Origin of the sequence: Mycobacterium asiaticum (assembly GCF_001673315.1) — a bacterium.
Lineage (GTDB): Bacteria > Actinomycetota > Actinomycetes > Mycobacteriales > Mycobacteriaceae > Mycobacterium > Mycobacterium asiaticum_B.
Genome location: NZ_LZLQ01000071.1, coordinates 36,945 through 56,916 on the forward strand (window position 1 = coordinate 36,945; position 19,972 = coordinate 56,916).

The 19,972-nt window shown below is 66.7% G+C and carries 18 protein-coding genes and 1 pseudogene; 8 read left to right on the forward strand and 11 right to left on the reverse strand.

Going from position 1 to position 19,972, the window contains the following annotated elements:
* The first annotated feature begins 66 nt into the window (after window positions 1–66).
* From A5636_RS10940 to A5636_RS10960, 5 genes are read left to right on the forward strand one after another with little or no spacing between them, the layout of a single operon-like run.
* Entirely contained in the window at window positions 67–705 is a 639-nt protein-coding gene (locus A5636_RS10940) for a TetR/AcrR family transcriptional regulator (RefSeq protein ID WP_065158692.1), read from the forward strand.
* Window positions 695–1,615 (forward strand): ABC transporter ATP-binding protein, encoded by a 921-nt coding sequence (locus tag A5636_RS10945; protein ID WP_065158654.1) that lies wholly within the window; start codon window positions 695–697, stop codon window positions 1,613–1,615. Before A5636_RS10940 ends, A5636_RS10945 begins: the two co-directional genes overlap by 11 nt.
* The gene (locus A5636_RS10950; RefSeq protein ID WP_172827210.1) at window positions 1,612–3,249 is read left to right on the forward strand and encodes an ABC transporter permease; all 1,638 of its coding nucleotides are present in this window, start codon (window positions 1,612–1,614) and stop codon (window positions 3,247–3,249) included. Before A5636_RS10945 ends, A5636_RS10950 begins: the two co-directional genes overlap by 4 nt.
* A complete protein-coding gene (locus A5636_RS10955; RefSeq protein ID WP_065158655.1) occupies window positions 3,246–3,920 on the forward strand; it encodes a methyltransferase family protein in 675 nt (224 codons plus the stop codon). The genes A5636_RS10950 and A5636_RS10955 overlap by 4 nt, the downstream gene beginning before the upstream one ends.
* Window positions 3,921–3,946: 26 nt before the next feature.
* Window positions 3,947–5,629 (forward strand): CocE/NonD family hydrolase, encoded by a 1,683-nt coding sequence (locus A5636_RS10960; RefSeq protein ID WP_065158656.1) that lies wholly within the window; start codon window positions 3,947–3,949, stop codon window positions 5,627–5,629.
* A 19-nt stretch (window positions 5,630–5,648) separates the two neighbouring features.
* On the opposite strand, the gene glgC is transcribed toward A5636_RS10960, so the two are convergent.
* A complete protein-coding gene (glgC, locus tag A5636_RS10965) occupies window positions 5,649–6,863 on the reverse strand; it encodes a glucose-1-phosphate adenylyltransferase (protein ID WP_065158657.1) in 1,215 nt (404 codons plus the stop codon).
* 267 nt (window positions 6,864–7,130) lie between these two features.
* On the opposite strand from glgC, the gene glgA reads away from it, so the two are divergent.
* Complete coding sequence (glgA, locus tag A5636_RS10975; RefSeq protein WP_065158659.1) at window positions 7,131–8,294, forward strand: glycogen synthase; 1,164 nt, start codon at window positions 7,131–7,133, stop codon at window positions 8,292–8,294.
* A gap of 26 nt (window positions 8,295–8,320) precedes the next feature.
* Here glgA and A5636_RS10980 read toward each other — a convergent pair whose 3' ends face one another.
* The 8 genes and pseudogenes from A5636_RS10980 to A5636_RS11010 all read right to left on the reverse strand — a co-directional run bounded on the left by A5636_RS10980 (window position 8,321) and on the right by A5636_RS11010 (window position 14,396).
* On the reverse strand, window positions 8,321–8,488 hold the full coding sequence (locus A5636_RS10980) for a DUF3117 domain-containing protein (protein ID WP_003406247.1): 168 nt from the start codon (window positions 8,486–8,488) through the stop codon (window positions 8,321–8,323).
* A gap of 177 nt (window positions 8,489–8,665) precedes the next feature.
* The gene (locus tag A5636_RS10985; protein WP_065158660.1) at window positions 8,666–9,244 is read right to left on the reverse strand and encodes a DNA-3-methyladenine glycosylase I; all 579 of its coding nucleotides are present in this window, start codon (window positions 9,242–9,244) and stop codon (window positions 8,666–8,668) included.
* 203 nt (window positions 9,245–9,447) lie between these two features.
* A pseudogene (locus A5636_RS10990) lies at window positions 9,448–9,756 on the reverse strand (DivIVA domain-containing protein); the annotation flags it as partial.
* Between the two features lie 38 nt (window positions 9,757–9,794).
* Window positions 9,795–10,733 carry a glucosyl-3-phosphoglycerate synthase gene (locus A5636_RS10995; protein WP_065158661.1) on the reverse strand — a complete coding sequence of 313 codons (939 nt, stop codon included), beginning with the start codon at window positions 10,731–10,733 and terminating at the stop codon, window positions 9,795–9,797.
* A complete protein-coding gene (gene folP / locus A5636_RS11000) occupies window positions 10,730–11,605 on the reverse strand; it encodes a dihydropteroate synthase (RefSeq protein ID WP_065158662.1) in 876 nt (291 codons plus the stop codon). The genes A5636_RS10995 and folP overlap by 4 nt, the downstream gene beginning before the upstream one ends.
* On the reverse strand, window positions 11,557–11,940 hold the full coding sequence (locus A5636_RS26820) for a hypothetical protein (protein ID WP_216638831.1): 384 nt from the start codon (window positions 11,938–11,940) through the stop codon (window positions 11,557–11,559). The genes folP and A5636_RS26820 overlap by 49 nt, the downstream gene beginning before the upstream one ends.
* A 91-nt stretch (window positions 11,941–12,031) precedes the next feature.
* Window positions 12,032–13,810, reverse strand: a complete 1,779-nt coding sequence (gene fadD6 / locus A5636_RS11005; RefSeq protein ID WP_065158663.1) for a long-chain-acyl-CoA synthetase FadD6 — start codon at window positions 13,808–13,810, stop codon at window positions 12,032–12,034.
* A complete protein-coding gene (locus A5636_RS11010) occupies window positions 13,803–14,396 on the reverse strand; it encodes a TIGR00730 family Rossman fold protein (RefSeq protein ID WP_065158664.1) in 594 nt (197 codons plus the stop codon). The genes fadD6 and A5636_RS11010 overlap by 8 nt, the downstream gene beginning before the upstream one ends.
* A 71-nt stretch (window positions 14,397–14,467) precedes the next feature.
* On the opposite strand from A5636_RS11010, the gene A5636_RS11015 reads away from it, so the two are divergent.
* Window positions 14,468–16,591 (forward strand): AAA family ATPase, encoded by a 2,124-nt coding sequence (locus A5636_RS11015; RefSeq protein WP_065158665.1) that lies wholly within the window; start codon window positions 14,468–14,470, stop codon window positions 16,589–16,591.
* Here A5636_RS11015 and dapE read toward each other — a convergent pair.
* Window positions 16,588–17,652, reverse strand: a complete 1,065-nt coding sequence (gene dapE, locus A5636_RS11020) for a succinyl-diaminopimelate desuccinylase (RefSeq protein ID WP_065158666.1) — start codon at window positions 17,650–17,652, stop codon at window positions 16,588–16,590. The genes A5636_RS11015 and dapE overlap by 4 nt on opposite strands.
* A 91-nt stretch (window positions 17,653–17,743) precedes the next feature.
* Between dapE and dapD the strand changes: the two genes are divergently transcribed.
* Entirely contained in the window at window positions 17,744–18,697 is a 954-nt protein-coding gene (gene dapD / locus A5636_RS11025; RefSeq protein WP_155763751.1) for a 2,3,4,5-tetrahydropyridine-2,6-dicarboxylate N-succinyltransferase, read from the forward strand.
* Here dapD and A5636_RS11030 read toward each other — a convergent pair.
* Complete coding sequence (locus A5636_RS11030) at window positions 18,694–19,953, reverse strand: MFS transporter (RefSeq protein WP_065158694.1); 1,260 nt, start codon at window positions 19,951–19,953, stop codon at window positions 18,694–18,696. The two genes, dapD and A5636_RS11030, sit on opposite strands and share 4 nt — an antisense overlap.
* Between the last annotated feature and the right edge of the window lie 19 nt (window positions 19,954–19,972).

Here is a 19,972-nt window from a genome sequence, read left to right on the forward strand (position 1 = left end):
GCGTCCGTCGCACGCTTGGACATAGCGCCCTTGACGGCGATTGAACGGGCGTTTAGTCTGCTGAACATGCGTTCAGTCGACTTGACCGCCGCCGCCCGAATCAGGGATGCCGCCATCGAGCAGTTCGGTGAGCACGGCTTCGGCGTCGGGTTGCGGACTATCGCAGAAGCCGCCGGCGTGAGCGCCGCACTGGTCATCCACCATTTCGGTTCCAAGGACGGCCTGCGCAAGGCATGCGACGAATACATCGCCGAGGAGATCCGCAGCGAGAAATCCCAAACCATCCAGTCCAATGACCCAGCCACCTGGTTGGGCGCGTTGGCCGAGATCGAGTCCTACGCGCCGCTGATGAAATACCTGGTACGCAGCATGCAGACCGGTGGTGAACTCGCAACAATGTTGTGGCGCAGGATGATTGACAACACTGAAGACTACATGGCAGAAGGTGTCCAGGCCGGCACTCTCAAGCCGAGCCGCGACCCGCACGCCCGCGCCAAATATCTTGCGATCACCGGCGGCGGCGGTTTCTTGCTGTACCTGCAGATGCACGAAACCCCAACGGATGTACGCGCGGTACTGCGTGACTACGCCCGCGACATGGTGCTGCCCGCCCTCGAGCTCTATTCCGAGGGCCTGCTGACCGATCGCACCATGTACGAAGCGTTTCTCGCCAGAGAAAACCAAGGAGAGACAGATGTCAGCTAACCCCGCCCCGATCGAAATTCGCGGGCTCACTAAGAACTTCGGTGCAGTTCAAGCACTCGACGGCCTCGACCTCACCGTGCAGGAAGGCGAAGTGCACGGCTTTCTGGGACCCAACGGCGCCGGCAAGTCGACGACCATCCGCATCCTGTTGGGTGTGGTAAAGGCTAGCAGCGGCACCGTGCGCATGCTGGGCGGCGACCCGTGGACCGATGCCGTCCGGCTGCACCGTGAAATCGCTTATGTGCCGGGTGATGTCACGCTGTGGCCATCGCTGACCGGTGGTGAAACCATCGACCTGCTGGCCCGGATGCGCGGCGGCATCGACCAGGGCCTGCGCGCCGATCTGATCGAACGCTTCGAATTCGATCCGCACAAGAAGGTGCGTACCTACTCGAAAGGAAACCGGCAGAAGGTCTCGCTGATCTCTGCGTTCTCCTCTCGGGCCCGGTTGCTGCTACTCGACGAACCGACCAGCGGGCTTGACCCGTTGATGGAGAATGTCTTCCAGCAATGTGTCGCCGAGGCGCGCGAGCGTGGTGTGACGGTGCTGCTGTCCAGCCACATTCTGGCCGAGACGGAGGCATTGTGCGAACGGGTCACCATCATCGCGGCCGGCCGGACCGTGGAAAGCGGATCGCTGGAATCCATGCGCCACCTCAGCAGGACGTCAATCAAGGCCGAATTGATCGGCGATCCAGGCGATCTCACCCGTATCAGGGGTGTGGAGGACGTCAGCGTCGAAGGCAACACCGTGCGTGCGCAAGTTGACAGCGAAAGTCTGGGCGAGCTGATCCGGGTGCTCGGGGACGCCGGCTTGCGCAGCCTCGTCAGCCAACCACCCTCGCTCGAGGAACTGTTTCTGCGGCACTACAGCACCAACGGGTCGCGCAAGGAGGTATCAGTGCGATGAACACCGCCGTCCTGGACCGTCCCACCCGACACTCCGGTCCGCTGCGCGGCTCGAATTTCGCCGGCACGCTCAGCCTGCTGCGACTCTATCTACGCCGAGACCGGATTGTGCTGCCGCTGTGGGTGTTTCTGCTGTCAGTGCCACTGGGCAGCGTTTACATCAGCAGTATCGAGAAGCTGTACCCCACCTCCTCCGAGCGGGCCGCCTTCGCGTCCTCGATCATGGCCAGCCCGGCCCAACGTGCGCTCTACGGACAGATCTACAACGACAGCCTCGGCGCCGTCGGCATCTGGAAAGCCGGAATGTTCCACCTGCTCGTCGCAGTCGCGGTCATTCTCACCGTGATTCGGCACACCCGCGCCGACGAGGAGAGTGGGCGCGCTGAACTGATCGACTCGACCGCGGTCGGGCGTTACGCCAGCTTGACCGCTGCGCTGCTGTTGTCCTTCGCGGCCTCCCTGGGCACCGGCGTCATCGGCGCCGCCGGACTGATCACCACGTCGGTCCCGGCAAGCGGATCGGTAGCTTTCTGTGCGGCCCTCGCGGCGTCCGGCCTGGTGTTCACCGCGGTAGCCGCGGTAGCCGCGCAACTCTCGCCCAGCGCGCGAGTGGCGCGCGGGGTGGCTTTCGCCGTCCTGGGTGCCGCTTTCACCCTGCGCGCCGTGGGCGACGCGGGTTCCGGTGCGATGTCGTGGTTTTCGCCGCTGGGGTGGTCGTTGCAAGTTCGCCCGTATGCGGGTGACCACTGGTGGGTGCTGCTGCTGCACGTGGTTACGACGGTCGCGCTCACCGGCGTCGCGTACTGGTTGCTCGCCGGTCGCGATGTCGGCGCCGGACTCATCCCCGAACGAATGGGCGGTGGCGCCGCCCCGGCCTGGCTGAGCAATGTTTTCGGCCTGGCGTGGCGGCTGGATCGCGGTGCACTGCTGGTGTGGACCGTAGGCCTGGGCCTGTACGGACTCTTGATCGGCAGCGTGACGCACGGCATCGGCGACGAACTGGGCGGTGCCTCCGGCCGTGAGCTTGTCGCGCGGCTGGGCGGCACGGGCGCGGTGGAGCAGGGCTTCATCGTGGTGGGATTCACCATGCTGGGTATGGTCGCCGCCGCGTTCGCCATCTCCCTGTCACTGCGGCTGCACCAGGAAGAGATTGAGCATCGCGCCGAAACCCTCTTGGCCGGAACGGTTTCCCGCCGTCGACTCCTGGCGAGCCACTTGGCGATGGCATTGGGTGGGTCGGCGTTGGCCATCCTGCTGTCCGGGCTGGCGGCCGGGTTCGCCTACGGCGCGGCAGCCGGCGACATCGCCGGCAAATTACCGACGGTCGTGGGCACCGCGGCGGCGCAACTGCCCGCGGTATGGCTGCTGGCGGCCGTGTCCGTCGCACTGTTCGGGCTGACACCGCGGCTCACCCCCGCGGCGTGGGGTGTGCTGGTCGGCTTCGTCGCGCTGTACTTGCTCGGCTCGCTGTCCGGGTCCCCGCAATGGCTGCTCGACCTGGAACCGTTCACGCACACGCCTCGGGTCGGCTCGGGTAGCTTCAGCGTGGTACCACTGCTCTGGCTGCTGGCCATCGACGCGGGGCTGATCATGTTGGGCGCCGCGGGTTTCCGGCGGCGGGACATGCGGCAATGAACGTCGGCTTGCGGGCGTTCGCCTCGGGCCTGTGCGGTCTCGTGATTTTCGGGCTGGTGGTGTTCTATCCGGCCGGCACGCTGCATTACTGGCAGGGTTGGGTTTTCGTGGCGATCTTCACCGTCGCCACGATCGCTCCCAGTGTCTACCTGGCTCGTAACAACCCGGCCGCCCTGCAGCGCCGCATGCACGTCGGTCCGAAAGCCGAAACCCGGATCGTCCAGAAGTTCATCATCGTGGCCGCGTTCGTGGCGGTGTTCGCCATGACGATTCTCAGCGCGCTCGATTACCGGTTCGGCTGGTCCTCGGTGCCGATGGCAGTGACGCTGTTGGGCGATGTCCTGGTTGCCACCGGACTCTCCGTCGCCATGCTGACCATCATTCAGAACAGCTACGCGGCCGCGACCGTGACAGTGGAAGCCGATCAGCACGTCGTCTCGACTGGCCTTTACGGCCAAGTGCGACACCCCATGTACGTCGGAAACGTAATCCTCATGGTGGGCATCCCCCTGGCGCTGGGGTCGTACTGGGGTTTGGTGGTGTTCATCCCCGCGCTGGCTGTGCTGGTGTTGCGCATTCTTGACGAAGAGCGGGCGCTGGTCGACGGACTGGAGGGTTACGGCGATTACATGCAGCGGGTGCGGTACCGGTTGGTGCCCCACGTGTGGTGATCGCCGCCGCGTTCTAAGGTAACCACGTGACGCAAGACGCGGCACCTGCCCTGGACCGGCCGTGGCGTCGACCCGGAGGTCTGCGCTATGCGCGGGAACGGATCCGGGGAATCGCCAAACCTCCCGTCACGGTCACCGACCCACCGGCGGACCTCATCGTCGAACGCGACGTCGAGGTGCCGACGCGGGACGGAACGGTATTGCGGGTCAACGTCTTTCGACACCACGCCCATACGGCCGGCCCGGTGATCCTCAGCATCCATCCCTATGGCAAAGACGAGCTGCCGAAAAGGCGGCGCAAGAAATGGACGTTCTCCCCGCAGTACCGGGTGCTGCGCCAACCCGACCCGGTGCGTTTCTCTGCCCTCACCGGTTGGGAAGCGCCCGACCCGTCCTGGTGGACGGCTCATGGCTTCGTGGTGGTAAACGCGGACTCCCGCGGCTGCGGCCATTCCGGCGGGACCGGAAAGTTGCTGTCTCAGCAGGAGGCTGAGGACACCTACGACCTGGTGCAGTGGCTGGCCGAGCGGCCATGGAGCGACGGGCGGGTAGTCATGCTCGGTGTCTCCTACCTGGCCATCAGCCAGTACGCCGTGGCTGCGCTGCAGCCGCCGGCCCTGCGCGCGATCTGCCCGTGGGAAGGTTTCACCGACGCCTACCGCGACCTGACCTTTCCGGGCGGCATCCGGGAGTCGGGGTTCACCCGAATGTGGTCGCGGGGAGTGCGGCGACGCACCCGGCAGCAATACGACCTCGCACAAATGCAGCTGAAACACCCGCTGCGCGACGAGTTCTGGTGCTCGGTGGCGCCCGATCTGTCAGCGATCAAGGTGCCCATGCTGGTCTGCGGCAGCTTCTCCGACAACAACCTGCACACCCGAGGCTCGATCCGGGCGTTCACTCAGAGCGGTTCCAGCCATGCCCGGCTCTACACCCATCGGGGTGGCAAGTGGACGACCTTCTACTCCGAGGACGCGCTTGCCGAGCAGCTGACATTTTTCCGTGGCGTGCTGGACGGAGCGCCGCCGGCGCGCAGTGTCCGGCTGGAGGTGCGTGAAGACCGCGACACCGTCACCGCGGTGCGCGAGGAATCCGAGTGGCCGCTCGCCCGAACCCGTTGGCGGCCCTTGTATCTCGCCGGCGCCGGCCGGCTGAGCACCGAGCCGCCAACTAGCGCGGGCAGCATCACCTTCGAAACCCATTCGCGCGCTGCGGTCTTCTATTGGACGGTGCCCGACGACATCGAGCTGACCGGGCCCATGTCGGCGCGGCTTTGGGTCCAGCTGGACGGTTGCGCCGATGCGCATCTGTTTGTCGGCGTGGAGAAGTGGCGCGACGGGCAGTACGTCGGATTCGAAGGGTCCTATGGCTACGGCCGCGACCGGGTGACCACCGGCTGGCAGCGGGTCCTGCTGCGTGAGCTCGACGCCGAGCAGTCGAAACCATGGGATCCGGTGCCGGCGCTGAACCGTACCCAGCCCCTGCAGCCGGGCGAGGTGGTGGCGGTCAACGTCGCGCTGGGACCGTCGGCGACGCTGTTTCGCGCCGGCGAGCAGCTGCGACTGGTGGTGGCCGGGCGCTGGCTGTCCCCGCGCAATCCTTTGACCGGTCAGTTCCCGGCAGCTTATCCGGACCCGCCACGTGGTCTGGTGACGCTGCGCTGGGGGCGCCGCTATGACGCGCACCTACTGATCCCGGAGATCCCCTAGGTCGTGCAAGCGGGGAGCCTTAGATCCAGACGCCCTTCCCCACCGCGACCACACCACCGGCGCTGATCGCGAAGCGCTCCCGGTCGCGCTCGAGGTCCACCCCGACCATCTCACCCGGGCCCACGACGACGTTCTTGTCCAGGATCGCGTGCCGCACCACCGCTCCGCGACCGACCCGCGCGCCGGGCATGATCACGCTGCCCTCCACAATGGCGCCGTCGTCCACCACGACATTCGACGACAGAACCGAGTTGCGCACCGACGCCGCCGAAATGATGCTGCCGGCCCCCACGACGGACTCCTGAGCGGAGCCCCCGTTGACGAACTTCGCGGGTGCAAGGTTCTCCGACTCCCCGCGGATCGGCCAGCGCTTGTTGTACAGGTTGAACACCGGATGCACCGAAACCAGGTCCATGTGCGCGTCGTAGAACGCATCGAGTGTCCCCACGTCGCGCCAGTAGGCCCGGTCGCGGTCGGTGGCCCCGGGCACTTCGTTGTCACTGAAGTCGTAGACGGCGGCCATACCGTCGGCGACCAGGCGGGGAATGATGTCGCCGCCCATGTCGTGATCGGAGTGGTCGTCATCGGCGTCCGCGCGGATCGCGTCGATCAGCACCTTGGTGGTGAAGATGTAGTTCCCCATCGACACGAAAGTGGCGTCGGGGTCGTCGGGGGTGCCGGGCGGGTCGAGCGGCTTCTCGATGAACTTGCGGATCCGGCCGGACTCGTCGGAGTCGATGCAGCCAAAAGCGCTCGCTTCGGTTCGCGGCACCCGAATTCCAGCCACCGTGGCGCCGGCCCCGCTGTCGATGTGGTAGCGCACCATCTGCTCGGGGTCCATCCGGTACACGTGGTCGGCACCGAAAACCACTATGTAGTCCGGATCTTCGTCGTAGATCAGATTGAGCGACTGGTAGATCGCATCCGCGGACCCGGTGTACCAGCGCGGTCCCAGGCGCTGCTGCGCGGGCACCGGGGTGATGTACTCGCCGGCCAAGCCGGACAAGCGCCAGTTCTGCGAGATGTGGCGGTCCAAAGAGTGCGACTTGTACTGGGTCAGAACACAAATTCGCAGGTAACGGGCATTAACGAGGTTGGACAGCACGAAGTCGATCAGCCGGTATGCGCCGCCGAAGGGAACCGCAGGCTTGGCGCGGTCGGCGGTCAGCGGATAGAGCCGTTTGCCTTCACCACCAGCCAGGACGATTCCCAGCACTTGTGGCGATTCCCTCATAAAGTCAAACCTATCGGCAGCTGCAAACCGCTGCCACCCGCGACCTCTCCTCAGCCCGCCCCGCAGGCCGCATCGTCGCCGACACCGCCCAAACGTCCGACTCCTCCTCAGCCCGCCCCGCGGGCCGCATCGTCGCCGACACCGCCCAAACGTCCGACTCCTCCTCAGCCCGCCCCGCAGGCCGCATCGTCGCCGACACCGCCCAAACGTCCGGCTCCTCCTCAGCCCGCCCCGCAGGCTGCATCGTCGCCGAACTAACGTGCGGGTATGCGGGTGGCGATGATGACGCGGGAATACCCCCCCGAGGTCTACGGCGGAGCCGGTGTGCACGTCACTGAACTGGTAGCCCAACTGCGCAAGCTGTGCTCGGTCGACGTGCATTGCATGGGTGCCGACCGCCCAGGTGCGATCGCCCACCGGCCCGACCCGCGGTTGCGCACCGCGAATGCTTCGCTGTCCACGCTGTCGTCGGACCTGGTGATGGCCAACGCCGCGAGTTCGGCCACCGTCGTGCATTCGCACACCTGGTACACCGGTCTGGCCGGACATCTGGCCAAACTGCTCTTCGGGATTCCGCACGTGTTGACCGCACATTCGCTCGAGCCGATGCGGCCATGGAAAGCTGAGCAACTCGGTGGCGGCTACCAGGTGTCTTCGTGGGTGGAGAACACCGCGGTGCTGGCGGCCGACGCGGTAATCGCCGTCAGCTCCGGCATGCGCAACGACATCCTGCGCGTCTACCCCACGCTGGATCCCAATGCGGTGCACGTCATCCGTAACGGCGTCGACACCGAGGTCTGGCACCCGGCCGGCGCGGCGCCCACCGGGTCGGTGCTGGCTGACCTCGGCGTCGACCCGAACCGACCCGTGGTCGCGTTCGTCGGGCGAATAACCCGGCAGAAGGGCGTCCCTCATCTGGTGGCGGCCGCACACCACTTCAGCCCGGACATTCAGCTGGTGCTTTGCGCCGGCGCGCCGGACACCCCCGAGATCGCCGAAGAAGTGCGGTCCGCGGTAGCGGGACTGGCCCGGGCCCGCACTGGGGTGTTCTGGGTGCGCGACATGCTCCCCGTCGCAGAGTTACGCGAAATACTCGCAGCCGCATCGGTTTTCGTATGCCCGTCGGTGTACGAGCCGTTGGGCATCGTCAATCTCGAGGCGATGGCTTGCGCGACGGCTGTGGTGGCCTCGGACGTCGGGGGCATCCCCGAGGTGGTCGCCGACGGCGTCACCGGATCACTGGTGCACTACGACGCCGACTTCCCCGACGCCTACGAAGCCAGGCTGGCCGAAGCAGTCAATGCCTTGGTCGCCGACCCCGCCAAAGCCCAGCAGTACGGCCACGCGGGACGTCAGCGCTGTATCGAGGAGTTCTCCTGGGCGCACATCGCCGAGGAAACACTGGACGTCTATCGGAAAGTGTGCGAATAACGCCGTCCGATGACCCAATGCGCTGGCTAGCTGGTGACGCCTTTGAGTTCGTCGCCCAGCGCGGCGGCTTCGTCGGGCGTCAACTCGACGACGAGGCGGCCACCACCTTCCAGTGGTACCCGCATTACGATGCCGCGCCCCTCCTTGGTTGCTTCTAGTGGACCGTCGCCGGTCCGGGGCTTCATCGCCGCCATCGAGTGCTCCCTCCAGATTCGAGCTGGCCCGCGCCCGCGGACCTGGTCGGCGCCGAGCATGCCCCGCCAGTGGATTTCCAGCCATACCCGACATTGAACTGCCAAATCACGCTTCTATTGTTCCCTATCCGGGTGACCACGTGCACAAAGACCCGCTTCTGGGATCATTCGGCCCCATTAATGAGCTGCCGGCTGCACCCAGCAGCCGCTGATGTGATCGTCGACCATGCCGGTCGCCTGCATCAACGCGTACGCGGTTGTGGGTCCGACGAAGCGGAACCCGCGCCGTTTCAGCTCTCGTGCCATGGCCTTCGATTCCGCACTCGTCGACGGGATTTCAGACAGGTCTGCAAACCTGGGACGCGGCGGCGGCGCGAACGACCACAACAGGTCGGACAGGTCTTGCGGTGATCCCAGGTCGACGGCGGCACGGGCATTCGCCACTGTCGCCTCGATCTTGGCGCGGTTGCGCACAATGCCACTGTCGGACATCAGTCGTTGCACGTCAGCGTCGGTAAAGCCGGCAACCTTGTCGACATCGAACCCGTGAAACGCGCGCCGGAAATTGTCCCGCTTGCGCAGGATGATCAGCCAGGACAAGCCGCTTTGGAACGCTTCCAGGCTCAGCCGCTCGAACAACGCCGTGCCGTCTTTCAGCGCACGGCCCCACTCCCGGTCGTGATAGTCGCGGTAAAGCTCGGCGTCGGGTCCGGGGCGAACCTCGGCCCAGCTACAGCGAATCAGGCCGTCACCCATTACCGGCGCACCTCACCCACGGCCTGCATGATCGTCGCCGCAACTCATGTCGGACCGGAACGGTCCGAACCGACGGCGTCGACGTCGGAGGGTTCGGCTACATCAGGGGCAACTTCGGGAGCCGCCAGGGGCTGCGCCTCGGTGCCATCGGCCTGCGCCGCGGTGCCAGCGGCCCGCGCCGCTTCGGTGCCAGCGGCCTGCGCCGCCTCGGGCTGTACCTCGGTGCCGGAGGCCTGCAGCGCTGCCACCTGGCCACGCAACGTCTCCAGCTCACGCCCCAACCGGTCCAGCACCCAGTCGACCTCGCTGGTTTTGTATCCGCGCAACACCTGGGTGAATTTGACCGCGTCCACGTCGGCGCCGGTAACTCCGAAGGCTGGCAGGACGGTGGCCGTCGTCGCGCGCGGCAGTGGCGGCAATGGCTCGCCACGGCCGAACAACAGACTCGCCGCGCCGAACAACACGCCCGCCACAAGGATCAGAACCACCAGGTAGAGCAACACCAACGCCACGCGACCGATCCTGCCCTATGGCACCGACAAACCGTCGATCAGTGCGGACGCAACACGTTCATCGGCGGCCGGTCGGCAAGGGAGACCGGCAGCGTGTGCTGGGTGAAGCCGTCCCCGACGGGAAAGAACTGGGTCAGGCCGGCCCCGGAGTCGGGGATCCCGCACCGGGAAAGCAGCGTGGCGATCACTTGCCGGCTCATGGCGCCCAGCTCTTCCAGCGGCCGGTTGCGGTGTGCCCGAACACCCAGGTTGACCTGCGCGATCGCGTCCAGCCCCAGCCGGTCGAAGGTGTCGATCAACAGTCCGATCTCGACGCCGTAGCCCGGTGCGAACGGCAGCGAGGTCAGCAGTTCGCGGCTTGCCGCGTACTCCCCGCCCAGCGGCTGCAACACGCAACCGAGTTGGGGTCGTAGCGCCGCAAGCAGCGGTCGCGCCACCAGTTCGGTCACTCGTCCGCCGCCGGTGGAGCCCGCGTCGCCGCTGGCGTCACCCGTGGTGAGCGGCCGCCGGTAGAAGCCCTTGACCAGGTGAATTCCATCGCCGGTGAGTAGTGGACCCACCAGATTGGGGACGAAACTGGGATTGGGGTCTACCAGGTCGGAGTCGATGAACACCACGATGTCGCCGCGGGTGGCCGCCAGGGAACGCCACAACGCCTCGCCCTTACCGGGCCGGGTGGGCAACTCAGGCAGCGCATGTTCGCGGCTGACAACGCGGGCACCTGCGGCGATCGCGCGGATCTCGGTGTCGTCGGTGGACCCGGAATCGAGCACGATCAGCTCGTCGACCAGCCCGTCGACCAGCGGTGAAATGCTGTCGATGACCGACTCGATGGTGGCTTCCTCATTGAGTGCCGGCAGCACCACCGAGATGGTCCGACCGGCCTTGGCCGCGACCAGTTCGCTGACCGTCCAGCACGGACGGTTCCAGGTATGGACGGTGGTGAGATCGCCTGTGACCAGCTCAGATGCTGTCATGCCAGTCCTCTCACCGTGCGTGTCGGCGGGCGCGTCCCCTGAATCGAGGCCACCATCTCCAGCGTCCTCCTGGTCGCCGCGACTTGATGGACGCGGAACATGCGTGCCCCGGCGGCTGCTGCCAGCGCGGTGGCCGCCAGTGTGCCCTCGAGTCGTTCGGTCACGTCCACGCCCAGAGTCTCCCCGACAAAGTCCTTGTTACTCAAAGCCATGAGCACCGGCCACCCGGTCTTAACAAGATCGGCCAGATGGCGCAACAGCAACAGCCCGTGGAAGGTGTTCTTGCCGAAATCGTGGGCCGGGTCGATCAGCACCCGGTCGCGGGCCACGCCGACCGCAACTGCCCGCTCGGCGGCGGTTGTGACCTGGCGAATCGCGTCGTCCACCACGCCGCGGGTAGTCGTACCGTAACTCACTCGGAAGGGACGGGTACGCGGTAGCGCTCCCCCGGTGTGCGCGCACACCAAGCCGGCGTTGAACTCTGCGGCAACCTCGGCCAAGGCGGGGTCTACGCCGCCCCAGGTGTCGTTGATGATGTCCGCACCGGCCGCGCAGGCCAATTTGGCCACCTCGGAGCGCCAGGTGTCGACGCTGATCAGTTGGTCGGGGTAGGCGCCGCGGAGCCACTCCACGAACGGCACCAGGCGGGCGATCTCGGTATCGGCGTTGACGGTCTCGCCGGGGCCCGCCTTCACCCCACCGATGTCGATGACGTCGGCGCCTTCGGCGACGGCACGGTGTACGGCGTCACGGGCAGCATCGTCGGCGAAAGTTGCGCCCCGGTCAAAGAACGAATCCGGGGTTCGGTTGACGATCGCCATGATCAGCGCGCGATCCGACGCCACTGGGCGACCGCACCACGTTGACTGCACGCCTCCATGGTGCCTGGATAACGCTGAGCGTCGAAACTGCGGTGGCCTCGCCGAGCCTGCGCACACAACGGGTTGAGGGGGGTGTCGACACCGTCGCCGCAGTATCGATGCGGCCACCGCAGTATCGATGCGGCCACCGCAGTCTCGGCGCAGCCGCCGCAGTCTCGGCATCGAGACTGCGGGTTGGGAATCGAGACTGCGCCCAGTGCGTTCCCGCCGGGCGTGTCGACACCGTCGCCGCAGTATCGATGCAGCCATTGCAGTCTCGGCGCCGCCAGCGCAGTTTCGACGCCACCAGCGCAGGCTCGACGCCACCAGCGCAGGCTCGACGCCACCAACGCAGCTTCGACCCCACCAGCGCCGAAGTTCAGCCCTGCGGTCGCTTACCGACTCGACCCGATGGGCCGTCGCGCTCCCCCAGGCCTTTCAGCCCTGCGGTCGCTTACCGGCCGAAACCTCGTCGGGGTACTCGTCGTAGAACGGCACGTATCCCTCGTCACGCCCAGCCAGCACATACAGCGGGTCTTCGATGTCGGACCCGTACGCCTGCTTACGCAACTCAACCTTGCGACTCTTGAACGTCGTGGTGTGCTCCAGCGACTCCACCAACCGCACGAACAGCGGCAGCGCGTAGCCGGGCAACCTGTCGTACACGGCGCGGGCCAGGGCTTGGCCGTCGAATTCGCGGCCCTCCCGCAGCTTGACCGCGGCCATGCCGGCCCGCCCGCCGGTGTTGGGTACCTCCACACCGAACACCGTGCACTCCTCGACGTTGGGGTCCGCCGCCACCGCCGCTTCTACCTGCGTGGTGGCCACGTTCTCGCCCTTCCAGCGGAAGGTGTCGCCGAGGCGATCGACGAAGGCAGCGTGGAACATGCCCTGCGGACTCATCACGTCGCCGGTGTTGAACCAGGTGTCGCCTTCCTTGAAGGCGTTGCGCACCAACTTCTTCTCGGTCGCCGACTTGTCGGTGTAGCCGTCGAACGGCTGCAACCGGTTGACCGGGCTGAGCAACAGGCCCGGCTCGCCGGCGGGCACGCGGCGAACCCGCCCGCTGTCGTCGCGTACCGGTTCGCCGGTCTCGGGATCGTATTCGACGTAGGCGAGCGGCATCGGTGAAATACCCGTGCTGCGAGGGACATTGAACACGTTGATGAACGCGGTGGTGCCTTCGCTGGCCGCGTAGAACTCGCAGACCCGGGAAATCCCGAAACGTTTGGTGAACTCGTCCCAGATGTCGGGGCGCAACCCGTTGCCGGCGATGACGCGGACCTTGTGCGCGCGGTCGGTCTTCTTGGGCGGTTGATTCAGCAGGTAGCGGCAGACCTCTCCGATGTAGATGAATGCCGTTGCGTCGTAACGGATCACCTCGTCCCAGAACCGCGATGCCGAGAACGACTTGCCCAAAGCCAAAGTCGCCCCTGAGTTGATCACCGACGACACCGCGACCGTCAGCGCGTTGTTGTGGTAGAGCGGCAGGCAGCTGTACAGCGTGTCGGATGATCTCAGCCGCAGTCCCAGGCCACCGAACGCACCGAGCGCCTTGAGCCACCGATAGTGCGTCATCACGCTGGCCTTCGGATATCCGGTCGTACCCGAGGTGAAGATGTAGAAGGCGGTGTCCTTGGCGCGCACCGTGTCGGCCGACGACGGGTTGGTGGCGGGCGCGGTTACTGCGAAGCGCTCCAGGTCTTCGACGGTCAACACTTCACCCGCCGACCCGCCGGACTCGCTGACCGCGCTCACCAAATCGGACTCCGCGATCAGCACCTTCGCGTCCAGCAAGCCCAGGCTGTGCTTGAGGACGTCGCCGCGCTGGTGGTAGTTGAGCATCCCGGCGATGGCGCCGCACTTGACGATGGCCAGCATGGCCAGCACCGCGTTGGGTGAGTTGCGCAGCATCACGCCGACGACGTCGCCCGGCCCGACGCCGCGGGCGGCCAGCACCGCTGCGTACCGGTTGGCGGTCGCGTTGGCATCGCGATAGGTGACTTGTTGATCGTCGAACTTCAGGAAAACGCGGTCGGCGTAGCGGGCGGCGCGGTCCTGGAATACCGACGCGATGGACACCTTCGAACTTGGCCGGGCCAACAGGCCGCTCACTCCCCGCAGGATCGACGGGGCGTCGGCGATCAGGCCGGGAACTTGTGTGGCGATATGGGTGAGCGTGACTCGCGCGCCCGCGTCACCCTGCTGGTCAGACACCTGATTCCTCGATTCTCTGCAGACCCGTCAGCTTGGGCGCGCACGCCTGCAGCGCCTCGCCGACCTTATCCACCACCACCAGCCGATCGACCGCCGCCTGGGAGATGTAGCCGCTGTCGACCAAACCGTCCACCCAGCCCAGCAGCCCGTCGTAATGCCCCCAGGGATCCAGCAGCACGATCGGCTTGTCGTGCACGCCGAGATAGCCCTCGGTCCAGGCGCTCAACAATTCGTCCAGGGTGCCGACACCGCCCGGAAGCGCGATGAACGCATCGGCACGCATTTCCATCACCCGTTTGCGCTCGCTCATGGTGTCGGTGACGATCAGTTCGTCGGCGTCCCCGTCGGCCAGTTCGCGGGTTTGCAGCATCTTGGGAATCACCCCGACGGTCCAGCCTCCGACTGCGCGGGCCGCAGAAGCCACCGCTCCCATCGCCGAAACGTGGCCGCCTCCCCATACCAGCGTCCAGCCTCGTGAGCCGATGCTCGCACCAAGTGATGCGGCGAGTTCGAGCAACTCGGGGTGCACCGGCGTAGCGGCGCAGTACACGGCCACCGTCCACTGACCGTCAGTCTCTGCGGGCATACCTCGAAACGTAGACCAACCGGACCGGCCCTACGCACGGTCGGGGTGAACGTCACCATAAACTCACAACGGTGCCGATTCGTTGGAACGTCCCGCAGCACGCGGCCGCGCTGGAACGGCTGGACGCCGCTTTGGGTGAGGCGGGCGGCGGGGTCGTTGTGGGACCCGACGGCGTCGGCAAGTCCACCCTGGCCCGGTTGGCCGCCGAACGATACTGCGAACGGCAGCCGAGCACACTGACCCGCTGGGTCATCGGCACTCCCGCCGAGCGCGTGGTGCCGTTCGGCGCCTTCGGGCATCTCGTCGACATCGCCGACATCGGCAAGCCGTCGGCGTTACTGCGCGCCGCGCGAGCCTCGCTGACCCAGGTCGCCCAGCAGGGTGATCTGCTGCTCGTCGTCGACGAGGCGCATGATCTCGACATCCTGTCGGCCACACTGGTTTACCAGCTCGCACTCACGCGCGCGGCCCGGATGGTGGTCACCGCGCGCGCCGACGCGGCACCTGCTGCGATCGCGGCGTTGTGGACCGACGGCTTGCTGGAACGCATCGACGTCGAGCCGCCCGGCAGGGCGCGCACGGCCGCCGACGTCGACGAGTTCCTTTCCCAGTTGCCGGCCCCGGCCCGGTCGGTGTTGGACTACCTGGCGGTGCTGGAGCCGCTGACGCTGGCCGATCTGACGGTCCTGGCCGGCGAGGGCGCCGTCAGTCAGGCCGAGGACCTGGGCGCCGCCGAGACCCGGGTACGGGGTGGCAGCGCCACCGACCCGGTGGTGTACACCGCGCATCCGCTGTTCGGCGAACGCGCGGCGGCGGCCCTGGGCCCCGACGGCACACGAAGGCTGCGCACCGATCTGGTGAACCTGCTTTCCCAGCATCCGTCCGAACACCCCAGCGAGCGGTTGCGGCTGGCGTCGCTGGCGCTGAAATGCGATGCACCGCAACCGGTCACCGAAGTCGCCGACGCCGCGCAACAAGCGCTGCGACTGGGCGACCTGCTGCTTGCCGAACGGTTGGCACGGGCGGCGGTCGAGCGGTCGGGAAGCTTGGCGGCACGTCTGGTGTTGGGTCAGGCGCTGGCCTGGCAGGGGCGTGGCCGCGACGCCGGAGCGGTGCTGGCTGCGGTGGACCCCGCTGACTTGAGCGAACCCGAGTTGATGGCCTGGGCGGTGCCGAGGGCGGCCAATCAGTTCTGGATGCTGGGCGAGCCCGAGCGTGCCACCGCCTTCCTGCAGACCACCCGCAACCGGGTCACCCAACCCGAGGCTCGCGCCGTGCTGGACGGTCTGACCGCGACGTTCGCGATGAATTCGGGAAATCTGCAGCGGGCTATCACGCTGGCGACGTCGGTATTGGACGACCCGCCGGGAAACGACATGGCGGTGGCGTGGGCCGCCAGTGCCGCGGCGTTGTCCTCGGCGCGGATGGGCCGGTTGGGTGATGTCGAGCGATTCGCCGAAAGGGCAATGACGGCCGAGCATCCCGGGTTGCTGCGATTCACTGTGGGTCTGGGTCAGCTCATCTCACTCTTGATGGCCGGTGAGGTCATGCAGGCACAGACGCTGGCTCAACAATTCACCGACTTCGCCGAACTACAGCAGCCGGGCCGGTCCATCGGTGAGGTGTTGCTGGCTTACGTGCTGCTTGTCAAGGGCGAATTCGCTGCCGCCGCAACATTGTTGGAGCCGGCCGCCGCCGAACTAGAGCGCAGCGGCTATTCCTGGGGGCCGTTTTCGCTGATGCTGTTGACCACGGCCGTCGCCCGGCAAGGTGATATTCCAGGATCGGCAAAGGCGTTGCGCCGGGCCGAGACTCGGCATGGGACCAAGTCCGCGTTGTTCGCTCCGGAGCTTGGCATCGCCCGTGCCTGGACCAGAGCGACCGCCCGGGACAACACCGGCGCCATCAGCGCCGCGCGGGAGGCCGCCAGAGCCGCCGAACGCGCAAACCAGTCAACCCTGGGGTTGCTCGCCTATTACGATGCCGTCCGGCTCGGTGATCTGCGCGCGGTGGACCCGTTGACCCGACTGGCCCGCGAAATCGACTGCCCGGTAGGACATCTGGCGGTGCGTCATGCCCGCGCAATGGCAGACCGCGATACGGTTGCGTTGCGCGCCGTTGCCGACGAGCTCTTCGCGCTGGGGATGGGCGCGGCGGCCGCAGATGCCACCACGCAGGCACAGCGGCTCGGCTAGCCGCCCAAGTATCCGCGCAGCATTCCCACCGCGGCGGTGATATTGGCGACGGGCACCCGCTCGTCGCGCTTGTGAGCCAGGTTGGGATCACCCGGTCCGTAGTTGACCGCGGGGATGCCGCGCGCCGCGAAGCGAGAAACGTCGGTCCAGCCGTACTTCGCCCGGACCTGCCCACCTGCGGCTTCGACCAACGCCGTGGCGGCGGGCGCGGCAAGCCCGGGCAACGCACCGGCGGCCGAGTCGGTCAACGCAATCTCCACGTCGAGCCCGTCGAGCACCTCATGGACGTGTTGCAGTGCGGCGTCGGGCGATCGGTCCGGGGCGAACCGGAAGTTGATGGTGACCGAGGCGGCGTCGGGAATCACGTTGCCGGCAACCCCGCCGTCCACCCGGACCGCCGACAGGCCCTCGCGATACACGCATCCGTCGATGTCGACGCTGCGTGCCTGATAGTCGGCCAGCCGGTCCAGAACGGCACCGAGTTTGTGAATTGCATTGTCGCCCAGCCAGGATCGTGCCGAGTGCGCGCGGGTCCCGCTGGCGCTGACGACGACGCGCAGCGTGCCTTGGCAGCCCGCCTCGATGAATCCGGCGGTGGGCTCGCCCAGGACGGCCACGTCGGCCGCCAGCCAGTCCGGCAGCTCGCGCTCCAGGCGCCCCAATCCGTTTGCGGCGGAATCGATTTCCTCGCAGTCGTAGAACACCAGAGTCAGGTCGTGCGCGGGCTCGGTCACCGTGGCGGCCAAATGCAGGAAGACCGCGTCGCCGGATTTCATGTCCGCGGTTCCGCAGCCGTGTAACTCGTCATTCTCGATCCGGCTGGGAAGGTTGTCGGCCACCGGCACGGTGTCGAGGTGTCCGGCGAGCAGCACCCGCGACGGCCGTCCCAGCGCAGTGCGCGCCAGCACCGCATTGCCGTTGCGGATGATTTCGAATCCGGTGGTCTGTGCCCGCAGCGCCGCCTCGACCTCGTCGGCAATGCGCCCTTCGTCGCGAGACACGCTGGGGATGTCCACCAACGCCGCGGTCAGCGCGACGGGGTCTCCGGCCAAGTCCAGCACAGGTCCAGCCTAACCACCGCGAGCAGACGCAGAATCGCACTGCCGCAGGCAGTGGGATGCGATTCTGCGTCTGCTCGGCGGCCAAAGTAACCTGTCGACCGTGACTGGAGCTGCAGGTATTGGCCTGGCGACCCTCGCCTCCGACGGATCTGTCCTGGACGCCTGGTTCCCCGAACCCGAACTGACCGACTCTGACACCAGCGCCACAACCCGGGTGGCGTTATCGGACCTGCCCGCCGTACTGGGCGCTCTGGTCGGTCGCGATGACGACCGGCAGACCGAGACCATCGCGATCCGCACGGTGATCGCCTCGCTGGACGGTCAGGCCGCCGACGCATACGACGCCTACCTGCGCTTGCACCTGCTGTCGCACCGACTGGTGGCGCCGCACGGGCTGAACGCCGACGGTTTTTTCGGGGTGCTGACCAACGTGGTCTGGACCAACCGTGGACCCTGCGCCATCGAGGGTTTCGAAGCGGTGCGGGCGCGGTTGCGCCGACACGGACCCGTGACGGTGTACGGCGTCGACAAGTTCCCGCGGATGGTCGATTACGTGCTGCCTTCGGGTGTGCGCATCGCCGACGCCGACCGGGTGCGCTTGGGCGCCCACTTGGCGTCGGGCACCACCGTGATGCATGAGGGCTTCGTCAATTTCAACGCCGGCACCCTGGGCGCCTCCATGGTGGAGGGACGTATCTCGGCGGGCGTAGTTGTGGGCGACGGGTCCGATATCGGCGGCGGGGCGTCCATCATGGGAACACTGTCTGGCGGTGGCGCACAAGTCATTTCGATCGGCAAGCGTTGCCTGCTGGGGGCCAATGCGGGGCTGGGCATTTCGTTGGGTGACGACTGCGTCATCGAGGCCGGCCTCTACGTCACGGCCGGCACCAAGGTCGCGCTGCCCGACGGCAACTCAGTCAAGGCCCGCGAGTTGTCGGGGAGCAGCAATCTGCTGTTCCGGCGCAACTCGCTGACCGGAGCGATCGAGGTGGTATCTCGCGACGGTCAGGGCATCGCCCTCAACCAGGAACTGCACGCCAACTAGCCGATCGCGGCCGCCCCGGTTTCGGGCAGTAGATACGTGCATACCAGGCTGGTCGCGACCAGCACTGCCAGCAACAGTCCTACCGCCCAGCTGCCGTAGGCGGCAATCAGCGTCCCGGCGATCAGTGGCGGCACCGCGCCGCCGGCGATTCCGCCGAAGTTCACCGCCAGCGCTGACGCGGTGTAGCGGTAGCGAGTGGCGAACAACTCCGGAATCAAGGATGCGGTGGGTCCGGAGCTGATCCCCACAATGGCGTAGACACCCACGATCGCCACCGCATAAGCCGTGGCACTGCCGGTCCCGATCAGCGGCATCACCAGCAGCGACCACGGCAGGCAGGCCCCGAACCCGATCAGCATGATGCGGCGCCGGCCGTATCGGTCGGACAGGGTGGCGGAGACAGCGACGGAGGTCATGCTGGCTAATCCGCCCAGTACTCCGACGGACAAGATCAGACCGCGCGAGTAACCGAGGTGATGGACGGCATAGCTGGGCAGAAATGTGCTGGCCATGTACACCATTCCGAATGCCGTCAGGACGCTGCCGGCGGCCAGGGCGACCTGGTGACGCTGTAGCCGCAGCACCTCCGACACCGGCGCATCGGGCAGCAGGTTGCGGGCCTTCTCCGCGGCGAACACCGGGGTTTCTTCGATATTGAGCCGGACATACAAGGCGATGACGATCATCGCCGCGCTGACCAGAAACGGAAGCCGCCAACCCCATTGCAGGAAGGCCGGGCTGTCCTCACCGATGGTGCAATTCACGCTGAGGAAGGTGAGGCTTGCCAGCACGGTCGCGGTGCCCCCGCCGATCAGCGTGAACATGCCGTACCGCCCCCGCTTGTCCGGCGGCGCGTATTCGGCACTGAGCAGTGCCGATCCGGCCCACTCGCCGCCGACGGCAAAGCCCTGCAGCAATCGAAGGATGGTGAGGGTCAGCGGTGCGGCGATGCCGACGGTTGCCGTGCTTGGCACCAGACCCACCCCCACCGTTGAGCTGGCCATGATCAGCAGGGTGGCGATCAAGGTTTTCTTGCGGCCCAGTCGGTCCCCGTAGTAACCGAACACGGCCGCGCCCAGCGGCCGGGACAGAAACGCCGCGGCGAACGTCCCCATCGATGCGATCATGGCGACCGCCGGACTCAAATGCGGGAAGAACACCGCGGGAAAAACCAGCGCCGCAGCGGTGCCGTAAATAAGGAAGTCGTAGTACTCAATCGCTGAGCCGACGTAGCAGGCCACGGCGACCCGTCTCATCGATGTGGGCCGGGGAGCG